The 24,383-nt window shown below is 39.3% G+C and carries 22 protein-coding genes; 5 read left to right on the plus strand and 17 right to left on the minus strand.

The genetic code is table 11. The features are described from left to right. Positions 1-31: 31 nt before the first annotated feature. Positions 32-616, minus strand: a complete 585-nt coding sequence (locus tag C2I06_RS18255; protein ID WP_095333313.1) for a molybdenum cofactor guanylyltransferase — start codon at positions 614-616, stop codon at positions 32-34. A gap of 157 nt (positions 617-773) precedes the next feature. Between C2I06_RS18255 and C2I06_RS18260 the strand changes: the two genes are divergently transcribed. Further along, a complete protein-coding gene (locus C2I06_RS18260) occupies positions 774-1,454 on the plus strand; it encodes a Crp/Fnr family transcriptional regulator (RefSeq protein WP_095333327.1) in 681 nt (226 codons plus the stop codon). Here C2I06_RS18260 and mobB read toward each other — a convergent pair. From mobB to modA, 13 genes are all read right to left on the minus strand, one after another. Beyond that, a complete protein-coding gene (mobB, locus tag C2I06_RS18265) occupies positions 1,451-1,951 on the minus strand; it encodes a molybdopterin-guanine dinucleotide biosynthesis protein B (protein WP_123258604.1) in 501 nt (166 codons plus the stop codon). The genes C2I06_RS18260 and mobB overlap by 4 nt on opposite strands. Positions 1,952-1,988: 37 nt before the next feature. After that, positions 1,989-2,219, minus strand: coding sequence for a molybdopterin converting factor subunit 1 (gene moaD, locus C2I06_RS18270; RefSeq protein ID WP_123258605.1), 231 nt, complete (start codon positions 2,217-2,219; stop codon positions 1,989-1,991). A 1-nt stretch (position 2,220) separates the two neighbouring features. Then, positions 2,221-2,691 (minus strand): molybdenum cofactor biosynthesis protein MoaE, encoded by a 471-nt coding sequence (locus tag C2I06_RS18275; protein WP_095333309.1) that lies wholly within the window; start codon positions 2,689-2,691, stop codon positions 2,221-2,223. Continuing rightward, entirely contained in the window at positions 2,681-3,973 is a 1,293-nt protein-coding gene (locus C2I06_RS18280) for a molybdopterin molybdotransferase MoeA (protein ID WP_095333307.1), read from the minus strand. Before C2I06_RS18280 ends, C2I06_RS18275 begins: the two co-directional genes overlap by 11 nt. 9 nt (positions 3,974-3,982) lie before the next feature. Then, complete coding sequence (locus C2I06_RS18285; RefSeq protein ID WP_123258606.1) at positions 3,983-4,993, minus strand: ThiF family adenylyltransferase; 1,011 nt, start codon at positions 4,991-4,993, stop codon at positions 3,983-3,985. A 22-nt stretch (positions 4,994-5,015) separates the two neighbouring features. After that, complete coding sequence (gene moaA, locus C2I06_RS18290) at positions 5,016-6,020, minus strand: GTP 3',8-cyclase MoaA (protein WP_123258607.1); 1,005 nt, start codon at positions 6,018-6,020, stop codon at positions 5,016-5,018. Positions 6,021-6,090: 70 nt separating this feature from the next. Continuing rightward, positions 6,091-7,578 carry a tetratricopeptide repeat protein gene (locus C2I06_RS18295; RefSeq protein WP_164463736.1) on the minus strand — a complete coding sequence of 496 codons (1,488 nt, stop codon included), beginning with the start codon at positions 7,576-7,578 and terminating at the stop codon, positions 6,091-6,093. A 54-nt stretch (positions 7,579-7,632) separates the two neighbouring features. Next, a complete protein-coding gene (gene narI / locus C2I06_RS18300) occupies positions 7,633-8,325 on the minus strand; it encodes a respiratory nitrate reductase subunit gamma (protein ID WP_095333299.1) in 693 nt (230 codons plus the stop codon). A 33-nt stretch (positions 8,326-8,358) separates the two neighbouring features. Next, positions 8,359-8,976 (minus strand): nitrate reductase molybdenum cofactor assembly chaperone, encoded by a 618-nt coding sequence (gene narJ, locus C2I06_RS18305; RefSeq protein WP_095333296.1) that lies wholly within the window; start codon positions 8,974-8,976, stop codon positions 8,359-8,361. Positions 8,977-9,229: 253 nt separating this feature from the next. Continuing rightward, a complete protein-coding gene (gene narH, locus C2I06_RS18310; protein WP_095333294.1) occupies positions 9,230-10,705 on the minus strand; it encodes a nitrate reductase subunit beta in 1,476 nt (491 codons plus the stop codon). Then, entirely contained in the window at positions 10,695-14,378 is a 3,684-nt protein-coding gene (locus tag C2I06_RS18315; RefSeq protein WP_123258609.1) for a nitrate reductase subunit alpha, read from the minus strand. Before C2I06_RS18315 ends, narH begins: the two co-directional genes overlap by 11 nt. A 105-nt stretch (positions 14,379-14,483) precedes the next feature. Beyond that, positions 14,484-15,146 carry a molybdate ABC transporter permease subunit gene (modB, locus tag C2I06_RS18320; RefSeq protein WP_123258610.1) on the minus strand — a complete coding sequence of 221 codons (663 nt, stop codon included), beginning with the start codon at positions 15,144-15,146 and terminating at the stop codon, positions 14,484-14,486. Positions 15,147-15,159: 13 nt separating this feature from the next. Then, positions 15,160-15,933, minus strand: a complete 774-nt coding sequence (gene modA, locus C2I06_RS18325; RefSeq protein ID WP_123258611.1) for a molybdate ABC transporter substrate-binding protein — start codon at positions 15,931-15,933, stop codon at positions 15,160-15,162. Positions 15,934-16,019: 86 nt separating this feature from the next. On the opposite strand from modA, the gene moaC reads away from it, so the two are divergent. The 4 genes from moaC to C2I06_RS18345 all read left to right on the plus strand — a co-directional run bounded on the left by moaC (position 16,020) and on the right by C2I06_RS18345 (position 20,725). Further along, positions 16,020-16,508, plus strand: a complete 489-nt coding sequence (gene moaC, locus C2I06_RS18330; protein ID WP_095333285.1) for a cyclic pyranopterin monophosphate synthase MoaC — start codon at positions 16,020-16,022, stop codon at positions 16,506-16,508. A gap of 239 nt (positions 16,509-16,747) precedes the next feature. Further along, a complete protein-coding gene (locus C2I06_RS18335) occupies positions 16,748-17,851 on the plus strand; it encodes a hypothetical protein (protein ID WP_123258612.1) in 1,104 nt (367 codons plus the stop codon). 669 nt (positions 17,852-18,520) lie between these two features. Next, on the plus strand, positions 18,521-19,399 hold the full coding sequence (locus C2I06_RS18340) for an SDR family oxidoreductase (RefSeq protein ID WP_371000506.1): 879 nt from the start codon (positions 18,521-18,523) through the stop codon (positions 19,397-19,399). A gap of 123 nt (positions 19,400-19,522) precedes the next feature. Continuing rightward, on the plus strand, positions 19,523-20,725 hold the full coding sequence (locus C2I06_RS18345; protein ID WP_123258613.1) for an AGE family epimerase/isomerase: 1,203 nt from the start codon (positions 19,523-19,525) through the stop codon (positions 20,723-20,725). Positions 20,726-20,860: 135 nt separating this feature from the next. Here the strand turns inward: C2I06_RS18345 and C2I06_RS18350 are convergent, their stop codons facing one another. The 3 genes from C2I06_RS18350 to C2I06_RS18360 form a co-directional block, all read right to left on the minus strand. Beyond that, complete coding sequence (locus tag C2I06_RS18350) at positions 20,861-22,102, minus strand: TerD family protein (protein WP_123258614.1); 1,242 nt, start codon at positions 22,100-22,102, stop codon at positions 20,861-20,863. Between the two features lie 268 nt (positions 22,103-22,370). Continuing rightward, on the minus strand, positions 22,371-23,840 hold the full coding sequence (locus C2I06_RS18355) for a DUF4179 domain-containing protein (RefSeq protein ID WP_123258615.1): 1,470 nt from the start codon (positions 23,838-23,840) through the stop codon (positions 22,371-22,373). A gap of 12 nt (positions 23,841-23,852) precedes the next feature. Further along, positions 23,853-24,362 carry an RNA polymerase sigma factor gene (locus C2I06_RS18360; protein WP_164463737.1) on the minus strand — a complete coding sequence of 170 codons (510 nt, stop codon included), beginning with the start codon at positions 24,360-24,362 and terminating at the stop codon, positions 23,853-23,855. Positions 24,363-24,383: the final 21 nt, after the last annotated feature.

Here is a 24,383-nt window from a genome sequence, read left to right on the forward strand (position 1 = left end):
ATAGCACCTATCCAGGCATTTATACTCTTGGCTACTTCTTTATTAGATAATCGTAATCCCGCTGATAATTCAAATTGTAAAAAGGCTCTTCATCTTCCACCTCAACTGTTTTTACCTTTAGCTTTTGAAGGAGCTGATAAACAGCATAGTCCCCAGCTTGCAGCATTTCCTCAATGAGAGGAGCAACGGTCGCATGATATACACCGACTAAAGGTTGTAACCTTCCTTTACAAGATGGAATAATTGCCTGATATCCAGGCTGGATTTCCTTTACGATCAAATGAATCGTAGCTTCTGTCATAAATGGGACATCGGTAGGGATGACTAAATACCATGTACTTCGATTTTCCTGCATGGCAGAATATATCCCGGCAAGCGGGCCTTTTTCTTTTATAGAAGGCAAATCTATCAGGATAGAAACATCTGCCTCTGCACTTTTTATCTGATCTACATAATGCGGCTGCGTTACCATGTATACATGTTTAACAAAAGGGGTAATAGCATCCAGACTATGATGATAAAAAGCTTTTCCATTATGCTCGGCAAACATCTTCGGCGAACCAAAGCGGCTTGATTTTCCTCCTGCCAATAAAATACCAACGATAGGTTGCTGCATGTCATCACTCCATACTTAGACGCTTATTGTTTAAAAATTGTCATTAAGTTTTAGTTTTTCAACGAGCTACTTGCATTTTTTTCATGCTATCATGGAAATGAAACCATGATAAGGGGGTCTCCACGTGAAAATTCCAATACAAGCATCAAGGAAAAGAATGATTTCTCCAGAACTGCGGCATTTGCTTGTGTCTATTGGTACAAAGAAAAAAATATATAAAGACCATTATCTATTCCGCGAAGGAGAAGAAGCAAAAGAAATTTATTTACTAGAATCCGGTTTAGTTCAAATTAGCAAGCTTACTGCAGAAGGAAACGAACTATTGCTGCGGCTTTGTAAACAAGATGATATCGTCGGTGAGCTAACGCTGTTTGCTGATAATCCAAAGTTTCTATTAAGCTGTAAAACGCTCCAAACCGGTGAGGTCTATGTGATAAAAAGAAGCAAATTAGAAAAAGAATTAATGGCTAACAGCGCGCTCACCTTTGAATTCATGCGCTGGGTAAGCGACCACATGAGAAAATTCCAATCAAAGCTGCGCGATTTACTATTAAATGGAAAAAAAGGTGCTGTCTATTCTACCTTAATTCGCTTATCCAATAGTTACGGTGTCCCTGTGGATGATGGCATCCTTATCGACATGACCTTAACAAATCAAGAGCTAGGAAGGTTCTGTGCAACTACAAGGGAAAGTGTGAACCGCATGCTCGGTGACCTTCGGAAAAACAATATTATTTCTTTGAATACACAAGGAAAAATAATCCTTCACGACATTGAGTATTTACGTCAGGCGATCGGCTGTGAAAACTGCCCGCTGGAAATGTGTAATATTGATTAATGAAGCAGATTTTGCGTGTATTGTTCCAGAAGCCAACAGGCCAATTTTTCTAATTGATTAGGCTTAAATATCGGAACAGATATTTCTTCTAAAGGAATACTAGAAACTACCGCTTTCAGGTTAGATACTTTATTTATTAGATGGATATCCTCTTGCTCCCCAATTAGCACAATTTTCGGCTTCGGTTCATGCTTGTATCCTTCTATAAATAGAATATCTACGTTTAATAGCGTGTATAATTGTATAATTACATCTAGATTCCATTCCTTATTTGTCGCAATTTGCAGCAGGTTTTCTCCTTGCACACCAGCAAAATCTGCTCCTGCTTGAAGATGTTTTGCATTATCTGTCTTCTCCCACCCTAAAGGAGGGCCTCCATGTCCATGGTGCTTGATTGCTGCCACTTGGTAATGGTATTTTGAAAAGTATCCTATTAAATGCTCTACTAAAGTGGTTTTCCCACGATTTTTATAACCGATAATTTGTACACATTGCATGTGCTATCATCCTTTAATTTCAATTGAACTAACTGATTCACCCGCCGCTGACTGGCGGAATGAGTGCCACTACATCATCTTTTTGGATCATAGATTGGCCCCTTGCGAATTCTTCATTTACGGCAATCATGACCTGGTCTAAAGAATCAATCCCATAGCTTTGTTGAAAGGCTTCTTTAAATGTCTGAACCGTCTGTGCTTCCCAATCCAGCTCTAATTCTGATGTGCCAAGCTGTTCTTGTAAATATGCAAACACCAATATTTTCATTTTAAATGCCTCCCTCGTTTGTTGACCATGGATCATGATAGGGGATTTGCTCGAGCTGATCTCCAATCCATGTTTCGCCGTTTTCCCAATGCTCTTTTTTCCATATTGGTACTATTTGCTTAATTCGTTCAATCGCATACTGATTTGCCTGGTATGCAGCTTCACGATGCGGGGAAGAAACCGCTATTACGACGGCAATATCCGTAATTTCTAATCTACCAATTCGATGGGTGATTGCAATTTCGGTATTCGGCCATTTTTCCGTTATCTCATGTCCAATTTGTTCCAACATTTTTATCGCCATTGGAATATATGCTTCGTATTGTAAATAGATGGTACGCTTTCCTTTCGTCCATTCCCTTACCGTTCCAATAAATGTTGTAATGGCACCTGCCTCAGGACGCGTTACTTTGTCAATAAGTTCATCGATTGCAATAGGCTGATCCACGATTTTGTAACGCTTAGTGTCCATGCTGTCTCTCCTTTAATTGATAATTGTTTAAGAACTCGGCATCCCCTTCTGCATATTCGAGCAATAAGGCAACCACACTGCTTCCTTGTTCATATCCCCTTGTGCCTCCTGGTAATACAATCAATACATCTGCTTCTCCTAATGAGGAAACGACATTTGATTTATCTAGCCCGATCGGCGTGACAACAGGTTGTGCTTCGGTAAAATAAAGCTTGCCGCGCACAAATCGATCAAATGGATTTGGCTTTGCAAAATCCAATCCAAGCCTAGCTTGGATTGCTTTATTATAGGCTAGTGGATTTCCTAAAAAGAACTGGAGCACTGGTCTTACAAAAAGCTCAAAGCCGACATAGCACGCAGATGGATTACCAGATAACCCGAATAACAGTTTGCCAGCTAATTCGGCAACAGTTGTTACACTGCCCGGTCGCATCCCTACCTTATTAAATAATACATTTGCTCCCATTCTCCGATAAATCTCTGGCAAGTAATCATAATCCCCTACTGACACACCACCTGTTGTTATTAAAAAGTCCACCTGTTCAATCGCTGTATTTACTTGGTTATAACATACTTCTAAATCATCGATAAATTGACCGAAATAGATTGCCTTTGCGCCAGCTCGTTCTAATTGGGCCATAATCATATATGCGTTACTATTTCTAATTTTCCCTAGTACAAGTGGTTCATCTACTTCTAGTAATTCACTGCCTGTCGCAATCACTCCTACAGTCGGCTTTTTTGCTACAGGGACTTGCTTATAGCCAAATGTGGCAAGTAGTGCGACAATTCCTGGGTTAATTCGAGTTCCTTTTCTAACAATGGCATCATTCTTTGTTGTATCTTCGCCTTGAAAGGAAATGTTATCATTCGGCTTCACTTTACGTTTTATGCAAATCTTGTGCTCGGATACTTCCTCTACTAGTTCTAGCATGATAACAGCATCACATCCAACAGGAATCGGCCCTCCTGTCATAATCCGGACCGCTTGATTTTCCCTAACGGTATTTGCAAAAACTTCCCCGGCGCCAATATGGCCGATAACAGATAGTGTGATCGGATTTTCTGTTGATGCTCTGCAAGTGTCACTGGAGCGAATAGCATATCCATCATATGGCGAACGATCAAATGGGGGCACATCATGATCGGCCAGAACATCTTCTGCCAAAACTCGATCCATACTTTGTTCCAATGCTATATGTTCAATGTCGCCTGCTGCCCCATATTGCATGACTCGTTCAATTGCTTCTGTAACTTTTATTGGTTCTCGCCGTTCCATCATTATCCCCCCTTAACCTACTAGCTGATAGTAAATTTTTTTCGCTTCTGTAACGGAATTAGTGCCATGTATTAATGTTCTCCCATCAAGGAAAAAGACAATTCGATAGGACTGGTACGTAATCGATACTAGATATTCATTCTGTTTTACACTCGTAAAGACTTGAAATCGGGCTGCTAATGCTGCTAAGGAGTGTGATGTACTCGCCCTAAGCTGGACCGTATCTCTTCCACACAAGACTTCCGTCTTCAACTGATTTTGGTATGCTAATGCTGGATATGTCGGGTTCATCCCACAAGTAAGGCACTCATCCCGCTTTACTCCCTCCACTCTAATCGTTTGATAAAGGTTATTCCAGAGATCAAACGTTAAATAAGTGGCTCGTTGTTTATCTGCTGCACCTGTTAGGAGCTTCAATGCTTCAGCTGTTTGATGTGCTACAACCATTTGCACGGCAGGACCAATGATTCCAACTGCATCACATGTCACACCTGCTACCGGTATGGCGTCAAGCAAACAACGTAAGCAAGGTGTTTCATTTGGAATAACCGTATAGCTCATTCCCGTAGCACCGACACAGGCACCAAAAATCCAAGGTATCCTATGCTGGTGCAACGCATCATTCAAGATAAATCGAGTATCAAAATTGTCAGTTGCGTCCATTACGAGATCCACATCTTTTATTAATGGCTCAAGCGTTTCACCTGTTACATCCATCACATGTGCATGAATCTTTATACACTGATTTATTTCCCGCAGGTGTTGTTGAGCTGCAATTGCCTTAGGGAGCTGCTGCTCTACATCTTTTTCCGTAAACAGATGCTGGCGTTGTAAATTACTCTCTTCTACATAATCTCGATCCACAATAGATACTTCCCCAACTCCCGCGCGGACAAGTGCTTCTGCATTAGCTGATCCTAAAGCTCCACACCCTACTATTAATACGTGCTTTTTCGCCATTTGCTCTTGTCCATGCTCGCCAATTGGCTGAAAACGTATTTGTCTGGAATATCGATTATTCATCGCTTTGCTCTCCTTTATTGATCTATCCACCAATATAGGACATCTCCATTTTCTTTCTATGCTTCGCTGACTCTTCCGTCCGTTCATCTGAATAGCGGTCGTTTCTGTTTTTCCATGTTGGCACAATTGATTGTAAAATTGTCTGGTCATCTGCATTAGAACGTAATAATGTTCGAAGATCGAGCCCGCCGCTTGCAAATAAACAGGTATAAAACTTCCCATCTGCTGCTAGCCTGGCTCGTGTGCATGTAGAACAAAAGGATTCAGAAACTGACGTAATGAATCCAACCTCTGCATTAGTTCCAACATAACGATAACGCTTTGCCACTTCTCCTATATAGGCAGAATCCACAGGTTCCAGCTCAAAATGATGGCTTAATTGCTCAAACAGCTGTTTTTTCGTTAGCACCTGGCTGAAATCCCAACCATTTGTTTGGCCAACATCCATAAACTCAATGTATCGCAATGGTATTTCCTGTTCTTTAAAGTATTTTGCCATTGGGATTACTTGTTGATCATTCATTCCCTTTTTGACAACCATATTCACTTTTACACTGAGTCCAGCCTTTCGTGCCTGTTCAATGGAGTCTAATATTTTTTTAGTCGGTATACCGCTATCGTTAATTGATTGAAAAACTTTATCATCTAATGCATCCAAGCTCACATTCACACGTTCTAAACCTGCTTGCTTCAAACTTTTTGCCATTTTCCCTAGCAGCATTCCATTTGTTGTCAAGCCAATATCCTCTAACCCATCAATAGCAGCTAACTTCTCAATTAGGGTTGCAATGTCTCTTCGTAATAAAGGTTCCCCGCCTGTTAAACGAATTTTCCTTACGCCTAATTGAACAAATAGTTTAGCTAATCGTTCAATCTCCTCAAAACTTAGCAACTGGTCTTTGGGCAAGAAAGAAAAGTCTTTACCGAAGATTTCCCTTGGCATACAATACGTACAACGAAAGTTACATCGATCAATAACTGATATACGTAAATCTTGTAATGGACGACCGAGCCTATCCTGTAACATGCTAAATTCTCCTCTGTTGGTTGTAACCTCATATTTGATCGCTTTCTTCTCTTTTATACGATAATACTTCTCAGCTGTTTACTTGCAATTTGACTAGCTTATTTTCATAGTAAGACTGCTGCTTTGGAAAATCATGACGCTGGTAAAAATCAATTACTGCTGCGAGTGCCTCTTCAGAGAGTGCCTTATCTTTTAGCTTTTCTATCTGTTCTACGCCATACTGGTACCACTCACTTGCTTTTGCAATGTCCTTTTCAGCCTTTTGTTCATAACAATAAGCAAGACGAATACTTGCAAATCCTAAGGAATCCTTACTAACCGGTCTAAGGCCTTGATAAATATCAATGGCTTCTTGATAGCAGATAAAAGCTTTTTCCATATCGTTTTGTTGAATAAAATTAAATCCAATTGCTTGTAATGTATCTGCATATGCCTTCGATTGTTTTTTATTTGCCTTTTCCAATTGATCTAGGAAAGCTTGATATAGATTTCTCGCTTGTTCATACGACTGTTCTTTCGAATAAATCTTCCCGAGTGCATAAAGGAATTGCATTTGAATACGGGGATGGCCTTTCGTTAACGGCAACCCTTTCTCCAAGTAGTATTTGGCGTCCTCTAATTGGTTTACCTTCATAAGTAACGTTCCGATTTTTGAATAGGCATAGACAACCATGAAGTGCTCTTGCTCATGAACTTGTTCCAGCTGTTTAAGGCTTCTCTTATAATAATTGATAGAACGTGGAGCATTTGCTAGATTCTCCTCCAGCTCTGCTAATAGCAAATTCGCCTTTGCTTGGTAAAGCAACAGTGGCTGTTCAAGGGCTTTCAAAAATGCCAGCGATTGCGATATTGCTTTCCTTGCCTTTTTCAAATCAAGATAAAAGTAGATTTCTCCCATCCGTAACAGGATCAAGGCTTGGGTTAACTTGTCATCTGTCTTTTGGTAATCTTGTAAGGTCTTCTCTTGAAGATACAAGGCGTCCTGATAATGCTCCATGCGAATATACGTCTCTGTCAATTCATTAATAGTCTGATAGATAATAGGATGCTCTTCAGGAATTACTTTCCGAAAGCAGGTTAATGCTTCTTTAAATTGTTCAACAGCCGTATCAAAGGCCAGATCTTGAAAGCCAATTTGTGCTAACAAATGATAGACGAGACCAAATATATAGTTATCTTCTACCTTATTTTTCTCTAGCTGCTTCAACAGTGTTGCTAATAGTTTTCTAGCATTGTCAATCTGTTTATAATCTTTTTCTAGTTTTGCATAGTTTAAATACGCGTCAACCAGTGGTCTAGTTAGTCCGAGCTTTCCTATTTTTGCTTGTTGAATTGCCTGTCTGCTATAATGAGCCGATTTATCATACTGGTTCCTTTTTCGAAAATACTTTGCAAGTGACAACGCAATGGTTAATTGATTCGATACGGAAAACTCCTGTGATCTCGCCTCGTAATGAGGTTCCAACTGGCTCACGATATCTTTTGCTTGTGCCATGTTATTCTCTTGGAGTGTTTTATCGAGCTCTGCCCCCAATAAAAGAATGTCCTGATGGTTCATCCTCATCCCAACCTTATTTGTAAAATTATTTCACTATGATAGGTGCTTCCCATCTCATCCAGCCTTACGTTGAACTCTTCGTTTATAAATCACATAATTTCTACTTAAATAACGAAGCGGAAAACTAAATGCATGAACTAATCGAGTAAACGGCCAAGAAACATATAAAGCAAATGTTGTGTAAATATGGATTTTAAACCAAATGGGTACTTCAGCCATTAGCTCAGGCTGCATACGAAAAACGAATAAACCTCTTAGCCACGGCGCGATCGTTGTCCGGTAATCAAATCCTTGTGAATCGACGTTCATGCTTGTTGCTAATAATCCTGTAAAAATAACAATGATGACCAAGATTAATGCTACCCAATCGCCAATCGAAGAGGTCGCTTTAATACGTTTCACACTAAACCTGCGGTGGGCAAGCAACAGAATCCCAATAAAAGCAACAATTCCTGCAGGTAACCCAAAGATTAGGGCAATTCTATGGTAAAAGTGCTCAGAAATACCAAAAGCATTATAGAAAGATACTGGAACAATCAGCCCTGCAATGTGGCCGCCCAAGACAAAAAATAACCCCCAGTGGAACATGAGCGATCCAATTCGCAGTCGCTTTTTTTCAAAAATTTCACTAGACTTTGTTGTCCAACCAAATTGATCCTTTTGATAACGATAAATTAAACCGCCAATAAAAATGGTCAGGACAATATAAGGGAAAACTCCCCAAAGTAATAAATTGAGTGAGTTCATATTGGTTACTCCTTTTCTTCCAGCTAATATCTCTTATCCTAGCTGGTTCTTAATTAATTGATCTCGCATCTTTGCAAGAATAGCTTGATCTTCTAAATTTGGTATAGGAGTTTGCTTTTCGGCTGTCAGATGATGCTCGAGGCCATCTTGTTCAAACAGCTGAATCAAAACATCAAAAAGTAAGCCATAAAAGCTTTTAATTGATAAGAGAGTTTCTCTAATTTCCCAAATTGCTTGTTCATGCATTTTCCAAAGCTCTTGTCTGATATCAGCTGAAACCTGTGCAGAAAATTCAAGCATTAACGGTATATAATCTGGCAGTTCTGTTTCAACAATGTCAAAGCCGGCTGCCTGATAAAATTTTTTTAGTTTTAGAAGCTCTAAGCCTCGCTCCTTTTGTTCACCATTTTTAAAATACGTAACGTAAAGATTTGTTTTCCGGTCAAAGTCAAATTGGCTTACATAATGATTAATCCAATCATCCAATGGTGTTTGCTCTACCAGCTCTATAAATTGAAACAGTTTTTGACGAATTCTCGTGTCGCCCACTTCCTGTATTTCTGCTGTTAATCCAAGTAGAATCTGCCTAAATTCTTCATTTGGATAGCGTAATAAAAATGCTAGCATTTGATAAAGCTCTGTTTGTTTCATGTTTGTTCATCCTTTTTGTCAGGTTACTTATTATCGCAAAGCAGGTTTATTGTGTGGCTAGTAATCCATTGCCTATCTCGAATAGGGCGGGCGCTGCTATAGATTGTGGCGCCCTGTCCCAGCTTATGCTTATGCTGTTTCCGCGAAATTCTAGCAGCTACAGATTCCTAGGATTGTGGTTTCCCCACGCAATTCCCTTCATTCATATTTGCTCTAATCATTTATTCTCCTCGTGAAAGGGTGGAACCATTTATCAAGACAAGACGCCACAGGCGCCAGGCCCGCTAGCAAAATCTAATCCACAAGCGCCTTGGTCATAGTAAAGATCTGCTATATCTTCCTTATGGCTTTTAGGAATAACAAAGCGATCATTATATTTGGCAATGGCTAGCAGTCGGTACATCTTTTTAATGTCGTTTTCCTCGAGTCCCAGCTCTTCAATAATAGAGACATCAAAGGATTTCCCTGTTTGTTCGGCCCGCATATAGCTACGCATAACTGCCATTTTCTTTAATACAGTACGAATATGAGCCGTATCCCCAGCAGTTAATAAATTAGCTAGATATTCAATCGGAATGCGCATTTCGTCAATAGCCGGGAAGATATCTTCTGTATCTGCTTGACTGCCTTTTCCTTCTATCATATTCATAACTGGGCTAAGTGGTGGAATATACCACACCATTGGCATTGTTCGGTATTCTGGGTGTAATGGTAAAGCAATCTTCCAGTCGATGATCATTTTATATAATGGAGATTGCTGCGCCGCTTCAATCCAATCCATTGGGATGCCTTCTTTTTTCGCTTCCTTCACTACTTCTGGGTCATTTGGATCTAAGAAAATATCTAATTGTGCCTGATACAATTCTTTCTCTTCTTTAACAGAAGCTGCCTCCAATACTTTATCAGCATCATAGAGCATGACCCCGATATAACGGATTCTGCCAACACATGTTTCGGAGCAAATCGTTGGCTGGCCATTTTCAATTCTTGGATAGCATAATGTACATTTCTCCGCTTTACTTGTTTTCCAGTTAAAGTACACTTTTTTATATGGACAGGAGCTGACGCATTGTCTCCAAGCACGACAAGCATTCTGATCTACAAGTACAATGCCATCTTCATCACGTTTATACATCGCACCGGATGGACAAGAGCTCACACAAGGTGCGTTAATGCAATGTTCACATATACGCGGCAAGTACATCATAAATACATCTTCAAACTCCGTTTTTATTGATTCCTCCATTTGCACAACATTTGGATCACGTAAACCAGTTATATGCCCGCCAGCAAGGTCATCTTCCCAGTTCGGTCCCCACTCTAAATCCATAAACTCGCCAGTGATAGCTGACTTTGCTCGGGCAATAGGTTGATGCTTACGTTCTGGACTGTTTGTCAATGTTTCATAATCATAATTCCATGGTTCATAATAATCATCAATTTCTGGTTGATTTGGGTTATAGAAAAGGCTGAATAATCGATTTACTTTAGAACCTGATTTCAGTTTTAGTTCACCCTTTTTATCCAGCTCCCAGCCGCCTTTATATTTCTCTTGGTCTTCCCATTGTTTCGGATAGCCGATTCCAGGTTTTGTTTCGACATTATTAAAGTACATATATTCTGCGCCAGGGCGATTGGTCCACGTATTTTTGCATGTCACACTACATGTATGACAGCCAATACATTTATCTAAATTCATCACCATGCCAATTTGTGCTTTAATCTTCAAGCCACTCCACCTCCTTCATCTTTCTAATGACTACATGTAAATCCCGTTGGTTTCCAGTTGGTCCATAATAGTTAAATCCATAGCTTAGTTGGCCATAGCCACCAATCATATGCGTTGGCTTAACATGGATTCGCGTAGGACTATTATGTGTCCCTCCTCGGTTTTTCGTAAGATTTGTGCCAGGAACGTGAATATGTCTGTCTTGAGCATGGTACATAAAGGCAACACTTCTAGGAATTCGATGAGAGACAACCGCTCTGGCAACGACCACACCATTTCGGTTAAAGCATTCAATCCAATCGTTATCTTCTATATCTACTTCTTTGGCATCTTCCTTGTTCATCCATATCGTTGGTCCACCTCTAAACAATGTCAGCATCGGCTGTGCATCATAATACATACTGTGAATAGACCATTTATTATGTGGTGTTAGATAATTTAACGTAATTTCTTTTCCTTCCACTTTTGGACGATCTTGCTGAAAAGGTGTATGGTGGAGCATTGGCTTAAATGTCGCCATCTCTTCCCCAAATTCCTTCATCATCTCATGATCTAAATAAAAGGACTGTCTTCCTGTAAGGGTATGGAAAGGAATCATTCGCTCAATATTTGTTGTAAATGGTGAATACCGTCTCCCGCCTTTTTCCGAACCAGTAAAGGCAGGTGACGTAATGACCGTTTTTGGTTGTGCATTAATTTGTTCTAATGTAAATAGATCTTCTTCACGCTCTGCAGCTAAATCCTTTAACTCCAAGCTTGTTTGCTGTTCCAGTGATTCCCAAGCTTTGACTGCGATTTTGCCGTTTGTCGTAGATGACATCATGAGAATGGCCTGACAAGCGTCTCTTGCACTTTCAATATTTGGGAGACCTTTGGAAATGCCTTCTTCTTCTACTACACCAATTGCATGCTTGACTTGTTCATACTCTTTTTCCATGGACCAGCTTATCCCTTTGCCGCCATATGGGTTTTTGGCAACATTCGGTCCTAGAGAGGTCATTTTTTTATAAACCTGCTTATAATCTCGTTCTACCACATGAATATTTGGCATGGTTCGCCCTGGAATTGCTTCACAATCACCTTTGGACCAATCTTTAATCTCCCCAAAAGGCTGGGCCATTTCTTGTGGAGTATCGTGCTGCAGCGGTGTAGCTACAACCTCTTTAATTACGTCCATATCGATTTGTTCGGCTAGCTCTGAAACCCCTTTTGCTAGCTTCTTGAAAATATCCCAATCTGACTTCGATTCCCAAGGCGTAGCAACCGCTGGATTAAATGGATGTACAAATGGATGCATATCTGTGCTTGATAAATCAAATTTTTCATACCAGGTCGCAGCTGGTAAGATAATATCGGAATACAATCCCGTTCCTGCCATCCGGAAATCAAGATCGATTAAAAGATCCAATTTTCCTTCTGGTGCTTCTTCCCGCCATTTTATTTCAGCTGGTCGAATACTAGATTGATCATCATTCAACAATCCGTGTGTTGTTCCAAGTAAATGTTTTAGAAAATATTCATGCCCTTTTCCAGAGCTTGAGATTAAATTGGCACGCCAAACAAATAACGTACGAGGAAAATTGACTGGATTATCTGGGTCTTCTATCGCAAATTGCAATGATTTATTCATCAACTCTTTTGCTACATATTGCGCAATTTCCTCTTGGGTTTGACAGCCCTTCGACACTGCCTCTTTATAAATAGCAATGCCATTCTTATTAAATGTTGGATAGGATGGCAGCCATCCTAATCGAGCCGCTAGCACATTATAATCCCCATGATGGTCATATCTTGCTTTCTCTACTGTAGCAGCCGTTATCTCATTAACAGACGTTTCTTCATAACGCCACTGGTCTGTAGCAAAATAAAAAAATGATGTCCCATTTTGCAGTTTTGGCGGTGCCTGCCAATCTTTTGCTGTAGCTAAGGTATTCCATCCTTCTGCTGGTCGAAGCTTTTCTTGCCCTACATAATGTGCCCAGCCTCCCCCATTTACTCCTTGCGCACCTACCATTAAAATTAAGTTGATGATGGCACGATAGATAGTGTCAGAATGGAACCAATGGTTAATACCAGCACCCATAATAATCATAGAACGACCTTTTGTATCGATAGCATTTTGGGCAAATTCTTTCGCGATTTTAATAACTAAGTTTCGATCGACATTACTAATACTCTCTTGCCATGCTGGAGTAAAAGGCGCCATGTCATCATAGGATTGCGCGACTTCTCCACCGATGCCTCGATCAATTCCGTAATTAGCAAGCATAAGATCATAAACTGTTGTGATATATTCTGTTTGCCCATTTAATTCAACTGCTTTTACTGGAACGGCACGCATCATAACGGAACGCTTTTCTGCATCAAAGTATGGTAATTGAATTTCCATCACCTCATCTTCAAGCCCTAGAAAGCTTAGCTTTGGATCAATTGCTTCTCCTGTATATTCATCCACTAAATGCAGATTCCATTTCCCTTTTTTATCCCATCGCGAACCTATTGTTCCTTGTGGAATAGCAAAATTCCCCGTGCGCTCATTATACATAGCAGGCTTCCACTCATTATGCTCACCAGAAAGGCCTAGATCCTTTGCATGTAAAAAGCGGTCAGCCTGATAGCTTGATCCCACTTTTTTCAAACGAACGGCGAAAGGAAAATCAGTATATTGTTTCGCATAAGATTCAAAGTATGGTATTTGTTTTTTATGATAAAACTCATTTAAAATAACATGTCCCATTGCCATGGCTACCGCACCATCCGTCCCTTGCTTGACAGCCATCCAGTCATCAGAGAATTTGGTTGATTCCGCATAGTCTGGACTAACAGAAACCACTTTTGTTCCTTTATATCTTGCCTCGGCAAGGAAGTGAGCATCTGGTGTACGTGTTAAGGGAACATTAGAGCCCCATGTCATAATATAGCCAGCATTAAACCAATCAGAGCTTTCTGGAACATCTGTCTGATCTCCCCAAATTTGTGGAGATGCAGGTGGCAAATCCGCATACCAGTCATAAAAGCTAAGCATCGGTCCTCCTATTAGGGACATAAAGCGGCTTCCCGCTGCATGACTCACCATGGACATCGCTGGAATTGGAGAAAAGCCAACATTACGATCAGATCCGTATTTTACCGTTGTATACAAAACAGCCGCTGCAATAATTTGCGTAACTTCTTCCCAATCAGCCCGTACTAATCCGCCTTTTCCGCGAACACTTTTATACTGATTGGCCTTTTCTTTATCTTCCACAATGCTTTTCCAAGCATCTAATGGTTTCTTGTGTTCCGCTATGGCCTCTCGCCATAAATATAGTAGCTTTTTACGAATATAAGGATACTTCACACGCAACGGGCTATATAAATACCAGGAAAAACTTGCACCTCGCGGACAGCCCCTTGGCTCAAATTCCGGCATGTCTGGTCCTGTTGTTGGGTAATCCACATTTTGCCCTTCCCATGTCACAATGCCGTCTTTCACAAAGATGTTCCAGCTGCAAGAACCCGTACAGTTCACTCCATGAGTGGAACGGATTACTTTATCATGCTGCCATCTTCTGCGATACACATTTTCCCAATCCCGGTCTCCTTCTTGTAATTGACTATGGTTATTGCTATATGTTTCTTTTGGTTTCAAATAGTTTAATCGTTGCCAAAGTGGAGATGGTTTTTTCTTCATCTTTATCCCTCCATATTCCGACCTGTCATCAAATCAGGTTGCTTATAAGCTTATTAAAACATCCTCCACTAGCTTAAGGTGTGAAATACATCACACATGGATGCATTAACTGCGGCGCGCCCTCTTTTGAATAAAAAGCAGCATAACAAAAGAAATAATCACCATCATCATCACCCAGCTCCATGCGAGTACAAGTTTGTTAGATTCAAAAGCAACATAAATCGCTAATGGAAGCGTTTGTGTTTGTCCCGGAATATTTCCTGCAAACATAATCGTTGCACCAAATTCCCCTAAGGCTCTGGCAAAACTTAATATTGTGCCTGTGACAAGAAAGGGAGAACATAATGGTAGTGAAATATGTCGAAATAGACGCCAACTATTTGCACCATCTACTCGAGCTGCATCCTCTATTAATGGATTCATACTCGTAAACCCATTTTTCACCGATTGATACATTAATGGGAAAGCAACCACAACAGCTGCAAGGATAGCTCCCGAAACGGTAAACATTAAGGATTCGCCAAATAAAAAATCAATAGCTTTCCCAATCACACCCTTCTTGCCAAATAGCATAATCAGCAGGAAACCAATCACTGTTGGTGGTAACACAATTGGTAATAGCAGAATGACTTCTATGATCGCCTTGCCCGGAAACTCTTTTTTCGTCATGAACCATGCCGTTACAATTCCTAATATAATTACAAAAAGCGTCGCGCTAATTGCAATTAATAAAGAGAGCTCAATAGGCTGCCAAAAGCTACTTTTCATTCTGCACTCTCCTTTACTTGTTTACGGTGGTGAACCCATACTTCGCAAAAATAGTGTCTGCCTTTGTACTTCGCAAAAAGTTATAAAAGGCGACTGCTTCTTCCTTATGCTTGGTATCTTTCAAAATTCCGATTGGATACTGGATAGGATCATGCCATTCTTCATCGACTACTCGCTCTACTTCTACTTGCTTAGCGGCTATTACGTCTGTGGCATATACAAAACCAAAGTCAACACTTCCTGATTCCACATACTGTAATACTTGGCGAACATCTTTTGCATAGACTAATTTAGATTCAAGGGAATGAAATATCCCTACATGTTCGAGCGCCTGTTTTGCATAGATACCTGCTGGGACGCTTTCTGGTGTCCCAATAGCAATTTCTTGTACCTGTTCGTCTAGTAAATCCTTAAATTCGTGAAATTGAGAGAAGGTATCTTTTCTTTTGATCAGGACTAACTGATTACGTAATAATAATTCTTGATGTGACTTATCTAGCAAACCCTGTTTATTTAAATAGTCAAATGGCTCTTCAGCAGCTGAGAGAAAAATGTCAACTGGTGCGCCTTGACTAATTTGTTGTTGTAATGCTCCTGAAGATGCTAGATTTAGCGATATAGCTATATTAGGTTCTCTTGATTCAAATGCCTCCACAAGCTCCTCCATCGCATCCGTTAAACTCGCGGCGGCTGACACGGTTAGCTTCACTTCTCTTTTCTCCGAGGAACAGCCCGCTAGAAGAAAGAAACAGATACAAATAATAATCAAGCCTTTCCATTTATACATATGGTCCTCCTTTATCTTTTTTAGCCGATAATGATGCAAGACGCATCCATTTACTTTTGTTATACTACAAACAAGGAGTGATATTAGTGACAAACTTCACACATTTTAATCAGCAAGGCAGGGCAAAGATGGTTGATATCACCGAGAAGCAGGAATCATCTCGCACAGCTATTAGTCAATCAAGTATTATCGTGAATGAACTTATTTATAAAAAAATAATGAACCATGAGTTTGCAAAAGGAGATGTACTTGCTGTTGCACAAGTTGCTGGTATTATGGCAGCAAAGCAAACTTCTTCGATTATTCCCATGTGTCACCCACTTTCACTAAGTGGAGTTGATATGCAATTTAATTGGAAACAAAATGAGGATAAATGGGAGCTTATTATACGAGTAGAAGTAAAAACCAAAGGAAGCACTGGGGTCGAAATGGAAGCATTAACGGCCGCCACAGTTACAAGCTTAACCATTTATGATATGTGCAAAGCTGTCGATAAAGGGATGGTAATCGGGCCAACCTTTCTAGTGGAGAAATCCGGCGGGAAAAGTGGCGATTATAAGCGAGAGGAAATGTGAGATTTAAGTGGCGGAAGCTGGATCAAGCAGAGACGTTTGATCCAGCTTTTTTTTACTCTCCTCTTCCATGATTACACCCTAATTTATAAATAGGTAAGTGCTTGGAAAGAAAGGGAGAATCTATTAACTAAACGCTCCTATTCTATGAAAAATAAAATATTCCCTGTTAACTTTATTGCATTTGGGGAATACATCTAGAATAATAGATGGAAGAAATCCATACATAAGGAAGTGACAACATGAAAAGACTAGCCTTGTTATTTTCAGGAGTACTACTTGTTGTGCTCCTCATCTCTTGTTCGAAAAACACTCCTACTATTAAAGAAACTGAACAACATGATGAAGAACAGACACAGGAAGAAAAGTCTTCTGGTGAGAAGAAAGCAATAAAAGAAGAGAATCCTCCGCCAGCCTACAAACCGCTGGAACCAACAGAAGGTGCTTCTTCTCTAGACAAAAAGGTTGCTGATGAGGAAATAGAGAAGATGCCGAGTGCAGAAGCCCGTGGAGAAGATCCCACTAGAATGGTTCCACTTGGAGAAACATTAGTAAAAGATGCCGTTGATCAAACAGATGGTCCCTTAAAGAATCATAGACTTATAGCGTATTACGGACATCCAAACTCTACCAAAATGGGAATATTGGGAGAAATGGAGCCAGATGAATTAATGGCAAAATTAAAAGAACAGACCCAAGCATATTCAGATGCAGACCCTTCACGCCCTGCCGTACCAATGATTGAACTCATTTCTACCGTAGCACAGCGTGATCCAGGGACGGATGGGAAGTACTACCATCCAACTTCACCAGAGCAAATTGATGAATATTCTACTCTCGCGGAAGAAAACGATGCCCTGCTTATGCTGGATGTTCAACTTGGAACAGATTCCGTTCTAAATCAGGTGAAATTACTTGAGAAATGGCTAAAGCTCCCTCATGTCCACCTAGCGATTGATACGGAATTTCATGTAAAAGAAGGACAAACTCCAGGTGTCAATCTTGGTCAAGTAGACGGAGCTGAAGTACAAGAAGCAGTGCAGTACTTAACGGAAATGGTAAAAGAAAATAATTTGCCCGATAAAATTGTCCTTGTCCATCAATTTATGGACGAAGCATTAACGAACAAAGAAGCCATCAAGCCAACCGAGAATGTAGAAGTAGCCTTAAATTATGACGGGTGGGGCGATTCTAATACTAAAATGGCACTCTATCGCAAATTCGTGCGCAATGAAGCAGTGCAATATGGTGGATTTAAAATCTTTTATAACAAAGATAAACCTGTGCTAAGTCCCGAAGAGGTCTTGAAGCTGGATCCTAGCCCTGCGATTATTAATTATCAATAAAGAGTTAATGTTTGTGAAAAAAGGGAGTTTCATTACTCCCTCAGACTGTCGTCAAACTCCTAATTCGGTAATTAGGAGTTTGTCTTAGTTTATAAATATACATTCTTTTAAATAAGAGTTGATTTCCGTTGCAGGGGTTCGCTTTCCGTGGGGCTCGCGCTGAGCCGCTTCGGCCTAAAGGCCTGCAGGGTCTCAGACTGTCTCGCAGATCCCACAGGAGTCTCACCCCTTTCACTCCAATCAATGCATAATAATTCCATTTACATTTCCTAAATTCCTTTTGTCAACAAGCTGAGGGAGTTTAATTGCTCCCTTTTTATTATGATCCCCCTATCTTCTTCATCCATATAATGTGCTACAAACTTGTGCAAGAGATCATAGAATTGGAAACCTACTATTCTCTCATTTCATCCCTTGATCTGCCACTATTTATGATAACTTCATCACTCTATTATCCGATTAATATATGAGCCACTCGAATTAGAAAAGGTATATATCAACTATTCCACTCATTCTCTAGTATTCCCGATATGACAGATAGTGCTATAACACTCCGCCTAGGTAAAAAGGTAAAAAAATCCACTAAGCGGTTGCATGTCAAAAAGGAGTTTAGTCTCAAGACAGGGTGGAATGTTAAATAACACATAAATAATTTAGGAGGCGTTATAATTGAGTAAATTAGATGAACAAACCATATTATCAAATGGAGTCAATCCTCAAAAACAATCCGAGCAGCCGGGGGTTGAAAAGGAAATGGACCCTATCCCGATTTATGAGCTAGAAACCCATGTTGGTTCTGGAAAATTGAAAGGCAAAGTGGCCTTGATTACTGGAGGAGACAGTGGAATTGGTAAGGCAGTAGCGATTGGGTATGCAAAGGAAGGCGCGGATATTGCCATCGCCTACTTAAATGAGCAAGAGGATGCGGAAAATACGAAAAAGCGTATTGAACAAGAAGGCGTAAAATGTACGTTGCATGCTGGAGATGTGGCGGATGAAGCATTTTGTAATCAACTAGTTGAAGATGTTATTCAGCAGCATGGAAAACTGAATATCCTTGTTAATAACGCAGCACGTCAGGAAGTAAAAAACAGCGTGCTAGAAATCTCTGCTGAACAATTGAAACGTACATTTGACGTAAACTTTTTTTCAATGGTGTATTTAACTAAAGCTGCCATTCCCCATTTATCAGTTGGTGATAGCTTAATCTATACCGCTTCTATTAATGCATATGTTGGCAATAAAGCGTTGATTGATTACACATCTACTAAAGGGGCTATTGTATCCTTTACTCGTTCCATTGCTCAAGAACTCTCCTCAAAAGGAATTCGAGTTAACGGTGTAGCACCTGGACCGATTTGGACACCACTTATTCCAGCAACCATGACAACCGACCTGCAAGAATCATTTGGCGTTTCTACCCCTCTTGGTCGTCCTGGTCAACCAGCAGATCTTGTAGAACCATACATCCTGCTTGCTTCTGAAGGTTCTGCCTATATGACCGGCCAATTCATCCATGTGAATGGTGGACAATATATGTCTTCTTGATTAGATAAATAAGTCATTCGGACAGCTAAAAAAATCAAGCAGTATTTTCTTCATGAAAAGGAGATACTGTCTTGATTGCTGCCATCTATTTAAGGTATCACCTAATGGAGGAGGGTTGCCAATATGGAAGGTTCAAGCCATATCCAGTTTGATCATTATCAGGATAAGGAAGAATTGAAAAAACATATATTTAAGACACTTCATTTTTATTATCCGGCCTGTATCGATGATGAAAAGGGCGGATATATTAATGGGTTTTTAGATGATGGTACTATTAATGACACAGATACTAAACATTTAGTAGCGACTAGCAGGTATATTTATATTTTTAGTATTGGTGCGATTTTAGATGGTCCAGATTGGTGTTTAAAAGCAGCACGACATGGAATCCAATTTTTGCATGAACATCATTTAGATAAACAGTATAATGGATACTATTTTGAGATGAAGGGAACGGATGTAAAAGATGCTGCTAAAATGGCCTATGGTCATGCCTTTGCATTATTAGCATCCTCTATTGCGTACCAAGCTGGCATAAAAGAAGCCAAAGAAGTGATGAAAAACGTCTTTAATGTGGTGGAAAACCACTTTTGGGATCCGAAACATGGATATTACAAAGACCAATGGGATGCTGGGTGGACCACTCTTTCCTCTTATAGAGGCCAAAACCCAAACATGCATATGTGTGAAGCCATGCTGACTGCATATGAAGCAACAAATGAAGCAAAATACTTAAAGAAGGCCTACCAGCTCGCAGAGGGTGTTACCCAAGAATTAGCAGACCGTGCAGGCGGGATGATTTGGGAAAACTATACACCGGACTGGCAGCCTGATTATCAATTCAATAAAGACTATACAAAAGATGAATTCCGCCCATATGGATTTATCCCTGGTCATCAATTTGAATGGAGTAAACTCTTAATGTGGCTTGACAGACATCAATCAGAACCTTGGATGCAGGAGACTGCAGAGAAATTGTTCGCAAAAGGATGGGAACAAGGTTGGGATGTAAAATATGGAGGTTTTTATTTTGCCCTATCGCCAAGCTTAGAAGTCATTGATACGGATAAAAATTACTGGGTTATGTCAGAAGCAATCGCTGCCGCAGCCTTACTAGCTGCAAAAACAAAGAATCAACAATACTGGGATTATTATAATCAGTTATTCACTTATTCCGCCCAGTATTTCATGGATCATGAACATGGTGGTTGGTATACACTGCTTAACCGGGAGAATGAAAAATATAGCAATGTAAAAACCTCACCTCCCAAAACAGATTACCACCCCGTCTCAGCCTGCTATCAATCCATACTAGCTCTGCCATAAGCCAGATGTCTAAAGAATGGCCTGGATTATGATATTAAAAAGCATCTTTTAGTGGGTTTGGCTAAAAGATGCTTTTGTCTCTATATGAATCCCTTAAATATTATAGAAGAGGTTTTAAATTTTATAGAATCTAAATCACTTGTAATCATTTTTTGGTCCTTCATCCATTATGACCTCTACCAGATTGGAAGCACCCATCCTAAGCTTTGGTCTAAATTCTGAGTTTGGCTTACTATAAAGCTCCAATGGGCTTATCATAACACCATCTTTTGTATTATGTAGTATGCCCGGCACACAGGAATAAATTCGATCATTATTATTGGCATTCTTAGCAAATATAGTAACCGATGTTCCATTATTATTATCTATACTCATGGACACCTTGTACCTGTGAAACGAGCCTGTTCCATTTGACTGAGCAGAATAGACTACCGGAACAACGGCCAGAATATCATTATTTAATCTTAATTTAATTACTTCTGTCTTAGTTGCTTGACTCTCTCTCCTAACATCCCCCATATGTTCAACAGCTCCGTTGCCAAAGCTTCTAAGCGGAGGTTTCCCTTCTGCCCCAAACATAGCAACATCTATTTGCTCACCATTCTTTGTATATACCAAAGCATATATATCGTAATCTGTACCAGTCTTCCATGATACCGTTGCAGTGATTTCTGGCGTTTTCTCAATAATTACTGGCTTTTGGCTTTTATCGAGACTTATCTTTCCCTTCACCTTCTCAAGACTTATCTGGGTACTATGTTGATTCATAGTATGTGTTTCATCTCCAACTGATACCTCAACCTTATGGTTCTGTTTTTGAAATACTTTAGATTCAGAAGCCTTGTTATGCTCTTCAGGTTCTACCTCGACACCAAAATTTTCACATAATCCTTCCAAACCAGAAGCAAACCCTCGCCAAATGGATCTCGCCTTTGTCTGGCCATTTCTTAAATATAATTCAACGACTACAATCCCATTTTCAGTTGTGAACGAAGCTGGAGTTAACTGGATTTTATTATTATCAGTACAGATCTCTGCCTTTAAATTCTTCACATTGGAAAATCCTGTATGGTTATCCTCTGTGAGTGTTATTGCTATTTTAGTAATTCCTTCAGGGCTTTTACTCATGTCAAAATTAATTTTATGTACCTTTGTATTCCCTACTTTCTCAGATGGTATAAGTGTAGCTACACCTGAGGAACTCTTTGGCTGATTATAAAATATGATTCCACTATCTCCTTGTACCTTATCAGAATCAGTTAAAAGAAATGCCGTTAAGGATATATCTATTGAATTAGCAATTTCATAACTAATAGAAACATATCCTTTTGGAGAACTTAAAGCTGTATTTCCCCCCATTTGAAGAAATTGATTCATTTAAAAACCACTCCCTGCTCATCTGTGCTCAATGCTAACTCAGACTACTTCCCGAATAAAATTCTTCCCAGCTACATACTTTACAATCTATAGTTATTATATCATTACCAGTTAGATAGATTGGCTAATATTTACTTTTTGGATGTTTTATTTTTTAAAGTATATTCTTTACTTAAATTAGTTCATTCCACATTCAAAAAGATAATAAGACTAGTGGGTAAGGTTATAGACGGATGACTTTACCTACTAATCTTATTATTTTTCATTATTAATTAGTTAAATAAATCGGAATGAAAGACAATCCATCCTCTTTTCTAGCTTTTTCAGCTTCTTCTGGACTTCCAGCCTGAATTTCAGTAAGAATTTCTGATGTTTGTGATATCGCAACTTCTATAAGTTTAGAATTTTCATGACCTTTCAATTTTCCGATTGCAGTTCTATCAATTGGAAATTCCGATTGGTATTTTTTAAGATATAAATCCATTTCCTTCATTTCATCATGTGACAGTGGTTCCGCAGCATATCCATTTTCAGCTAAGACTGCGTCTATAATTTGCTTTTCACTATTTTCCGATTGTTTTTCTATCGTTGCTGTTCCACTACCGATGAGTGGTATTTTAATATCGTCACCGATTTCAAGAATGCAGTCTTGTGGATTTTTAACCGGAGCAAAAATCATAATATACTCATCTTCTGTTCCTTCAACTTCACCCTTACTAAAAATTGGATCAACTCGTTCACCAGCTGATTTCAGAAATACACCTGATTTTTGTTTATCAACGATATAACCATATTCCTTATCTATTTTCCTTGCATCAAGAAATTTATGTTCCAATTTGCTCATTACTCTAGCTGTTGATCCATCCTTATCCTGAACAGCGTCGGGGTTAGGCGGTATAATAACGACCACTCTTGTTTCTAGCGGCGAAAACTCTACCTGCTTTATCTTGTATGTTTCTTGTCTAAAAGTGAATTGTTTATTTACTTCTACAATTTCTCTGTCTGAAATAGCAGATTTACTAAGCTTAAAATCGATAGGCCAAATCGTTTGAATCATCCTAGTCTCTTTTTCATTATCATATATAGATAAGTTTTCAATTTCTAAGCGAATGTCCTGTCCTTCATATTCTTTTATTGAAGCAAAGGATAAGGCTTCAGCAACCTTATTCTTTTTACTATCGTAATATCTACTTCCCCAACCTACACTAGCTAATTTCTTTCGTTCATTTCCGACTATCAAATTGATTGAACTTTCACCCTCAAACAGGTCGATATAAAAGTTTTTTAAATCTGTCTTATCACTTTGATAGGTCAATAGGAGTTTTGTCTCCTTCTCATCTGTCATTAACCTATCAAAATGCACTGTTATATCATGTTTTTCATCATAAAATGTTTGATCAACAGCTTGTCCGTTCCCTAGATTAACTGCCGTTCTTACACCTGTATCATCGATATGCTTACTTGAAAAGATTTTTTCATATACCTCTTGAATAGTTGCTAAAACAGGGGTGAAAGTGAATGTAATAGCAACTATCAAGCAAACTACTGCAGCTAATGAAATTCTTTTATAAAAAGATACTTTTTTGTTTTGAGTACTAACATTACTTAGTCTAACAACCTTTTCTCCATCCCCTAGTTCTTCCGCTTTATGTATCTGAGTCTCTATTTCATCCCAAACATCTGGTACTTGCTTTTCAATAGCCTTGTCCAAATGCTTCAGTATTTTTTCTTTCTTCATCAGAACTCCTCCTTACTCTATACCTTTTCTAAGTTTTTTTAGAGCCAAACTATATTTCCAAAGTACAGTTCCCAAGGGCATTTCAACGATTTTGGCAATTTCCCTGTGCTTCATACCTGAGATGTCCTTCAAGATGACAATTTGCCTTTCCTCGCAATCAAGTAATTCCAAGTATTTTGATAGAATCATTTTTTCTAAAGGATCTCCCGAAAGATATTGCACATGGTCAAAATAATCATTGTCAAAGCCTGTTAGTTCCCTCTTTTTCTTTCGATACATATCTAATGCTGTGTTTCGAGATACGCTAGTAAGCCACGCTTTAACATTTGTTATTTCATTATGTTTCATATGCTGGAAAAGTTTAATATACACTTCCTGTAACACATCTTCAGACAATTCAAAGTCTCTTAGTATAGAAAGTGCAATTGCAAACACATACTTCTTATAATCACTGAATAATTGCTTAAATTCTGCGATATTATCTATGGATGCATCTGATTGATGCAGACTCGTTTGATCCATTTTATTTATGCCCCCTTTCAT

The sequence above is a fragment of the Niallia circulans genome (genome assembly GCF_003726095.1).
In the GTDB taxonomy this organism is placed as follows: Bacteria; Bacillota; Bacilli; order Bacillales; family Cytobacillaceae; genus Niallia; species Niallia circulans_A.

Bases quoted from the DNA above. Each gene is read 5' to 3' on its own strand.
- C2I06_RS18355 (WP_123258615.1), bottom strand. From the start codon at position 23,840: ATGAAGAAAGAAAAAATACTGAAGCATTTGGACAAGGCTATTGAAAAG.
- C2I06_RS18315 (WP_123258609.1), bottom strand. From the start codon at position 14,378: ATGAAGAAAAAACCATCTCCACTTTGGCAACGATTAAACTATTTGAAA.
- C2I06_RS18350 (WP_123258614.1), bottom strand. From the start codon at position 22,102: ATGAATCAATTTCTTCAAATGGGGGGAAATACAGCTTTAAGTTCTCCA.
- C2I06_RS18260 (WP_095333327.1), top strand. From the start codon at position 774: ATGATTTCTCCAGAACTGCGGCATTTGCTTGTGTCTATTGGTACAAAG.
- C2I06_RS18360 (WP_164463737.1), bottom strand. From the start codon at position 24,362: ATGGATCAAACGAGTCTGCATCAATCAGATGCATCCATAGATAATATC.
- C2I06_RS18255 (WP_095333313.1), bottom strand. From the start codon at position 616: ATGCAGCAACCTATCGTTGGTATTTTATTGGCAGGAGGAAAATCAAGC.
- C2I06_RS18345 (WP_123258613.1), top strand. From the start codon at position 19,523: ATGGAAGGTTCAAGCCATATCCAGTTTGATCATTATCAGGATAAGGAA.
- moaD (WP_123258605.1), bottom strand. From the start codon at position 2,219: ATGAAAATATTGGTGTTTGCATATTTACAAGAACAGCTTGGCACATCA.
- modB (WP_123258610.1), bottom strand. From the start codon at position 15,146: ATGAAAAGTAGCTTTTGGCAGCCTATTGAGCTCTCTTTATTAATTGCA.
- C2I06_RS18280 (WP_095333307.1), bottom strand. From the start codon at position 3,973: ATGATGGAACGGCGAGAACCAATAAAAGTTACAGAAGCAATTGAACGA.
- C2I06_RS18295 (WP_164463736.1), bottom strand. From the start codon at position 7,578: ATGAACCATCAGGACATTCTTTTATTGGGGGCAGAGCTCGATAAAACA.
- mobB (WP_123258604.1), bottom strand. From the start codon at position 1,951: ATGCAATGTGTACAAATTATCGGTTATAAAAATCGTGGGAAAACCACT.
- narI (WP_095333299.1), bottom strand. From the start codon at position 8,325: ATGAACTCACTCAATTTATTACTTTGGGGAGTTTTCCCTTATATTGTC.
- C2I06_RS18285 (WP_123258606.1), bottom strand. From the start codon at position 4,993: ATGAATAATCGATATTCCAGACAAATACGTTTTCAGCCAATTGGCGAG.
- C2I06_RS18275 (WP_095333309.1), bottom strand. From the start codon at position 2,691: ATGGACACTAAGCGTTACAAAATCGTGGATCAGCCTATTGCAATCGAT.
- modA (WP_123258611.1), bottom strand. From the start codon at position 15,933: ATGTATAAATGGAAAGGCTTGATTATTATTTGTATCTGTTTCTTTCTT.
- moaA (WP_123258607.1), bottom strand. From the start codon at position 6,020: ATGTTACAGGATAGGCTCGGTCGTCCATTACAAGATTTACGTATATCA.
- narJ (WP_095333296.1), bottom strand. From the start codon at position 8,976: ATGAAACAAACAGAGCTTTATCAAATGCTAGCATTTTTATTACGCTAT.
- C2I06_RS18335 (WP_123258612.1), top strand. From the start codon at position 16,748: ATGAAAAGACTAGCCTTGTTATTTTCAGGAGTACTACTTGTTGTGCTC.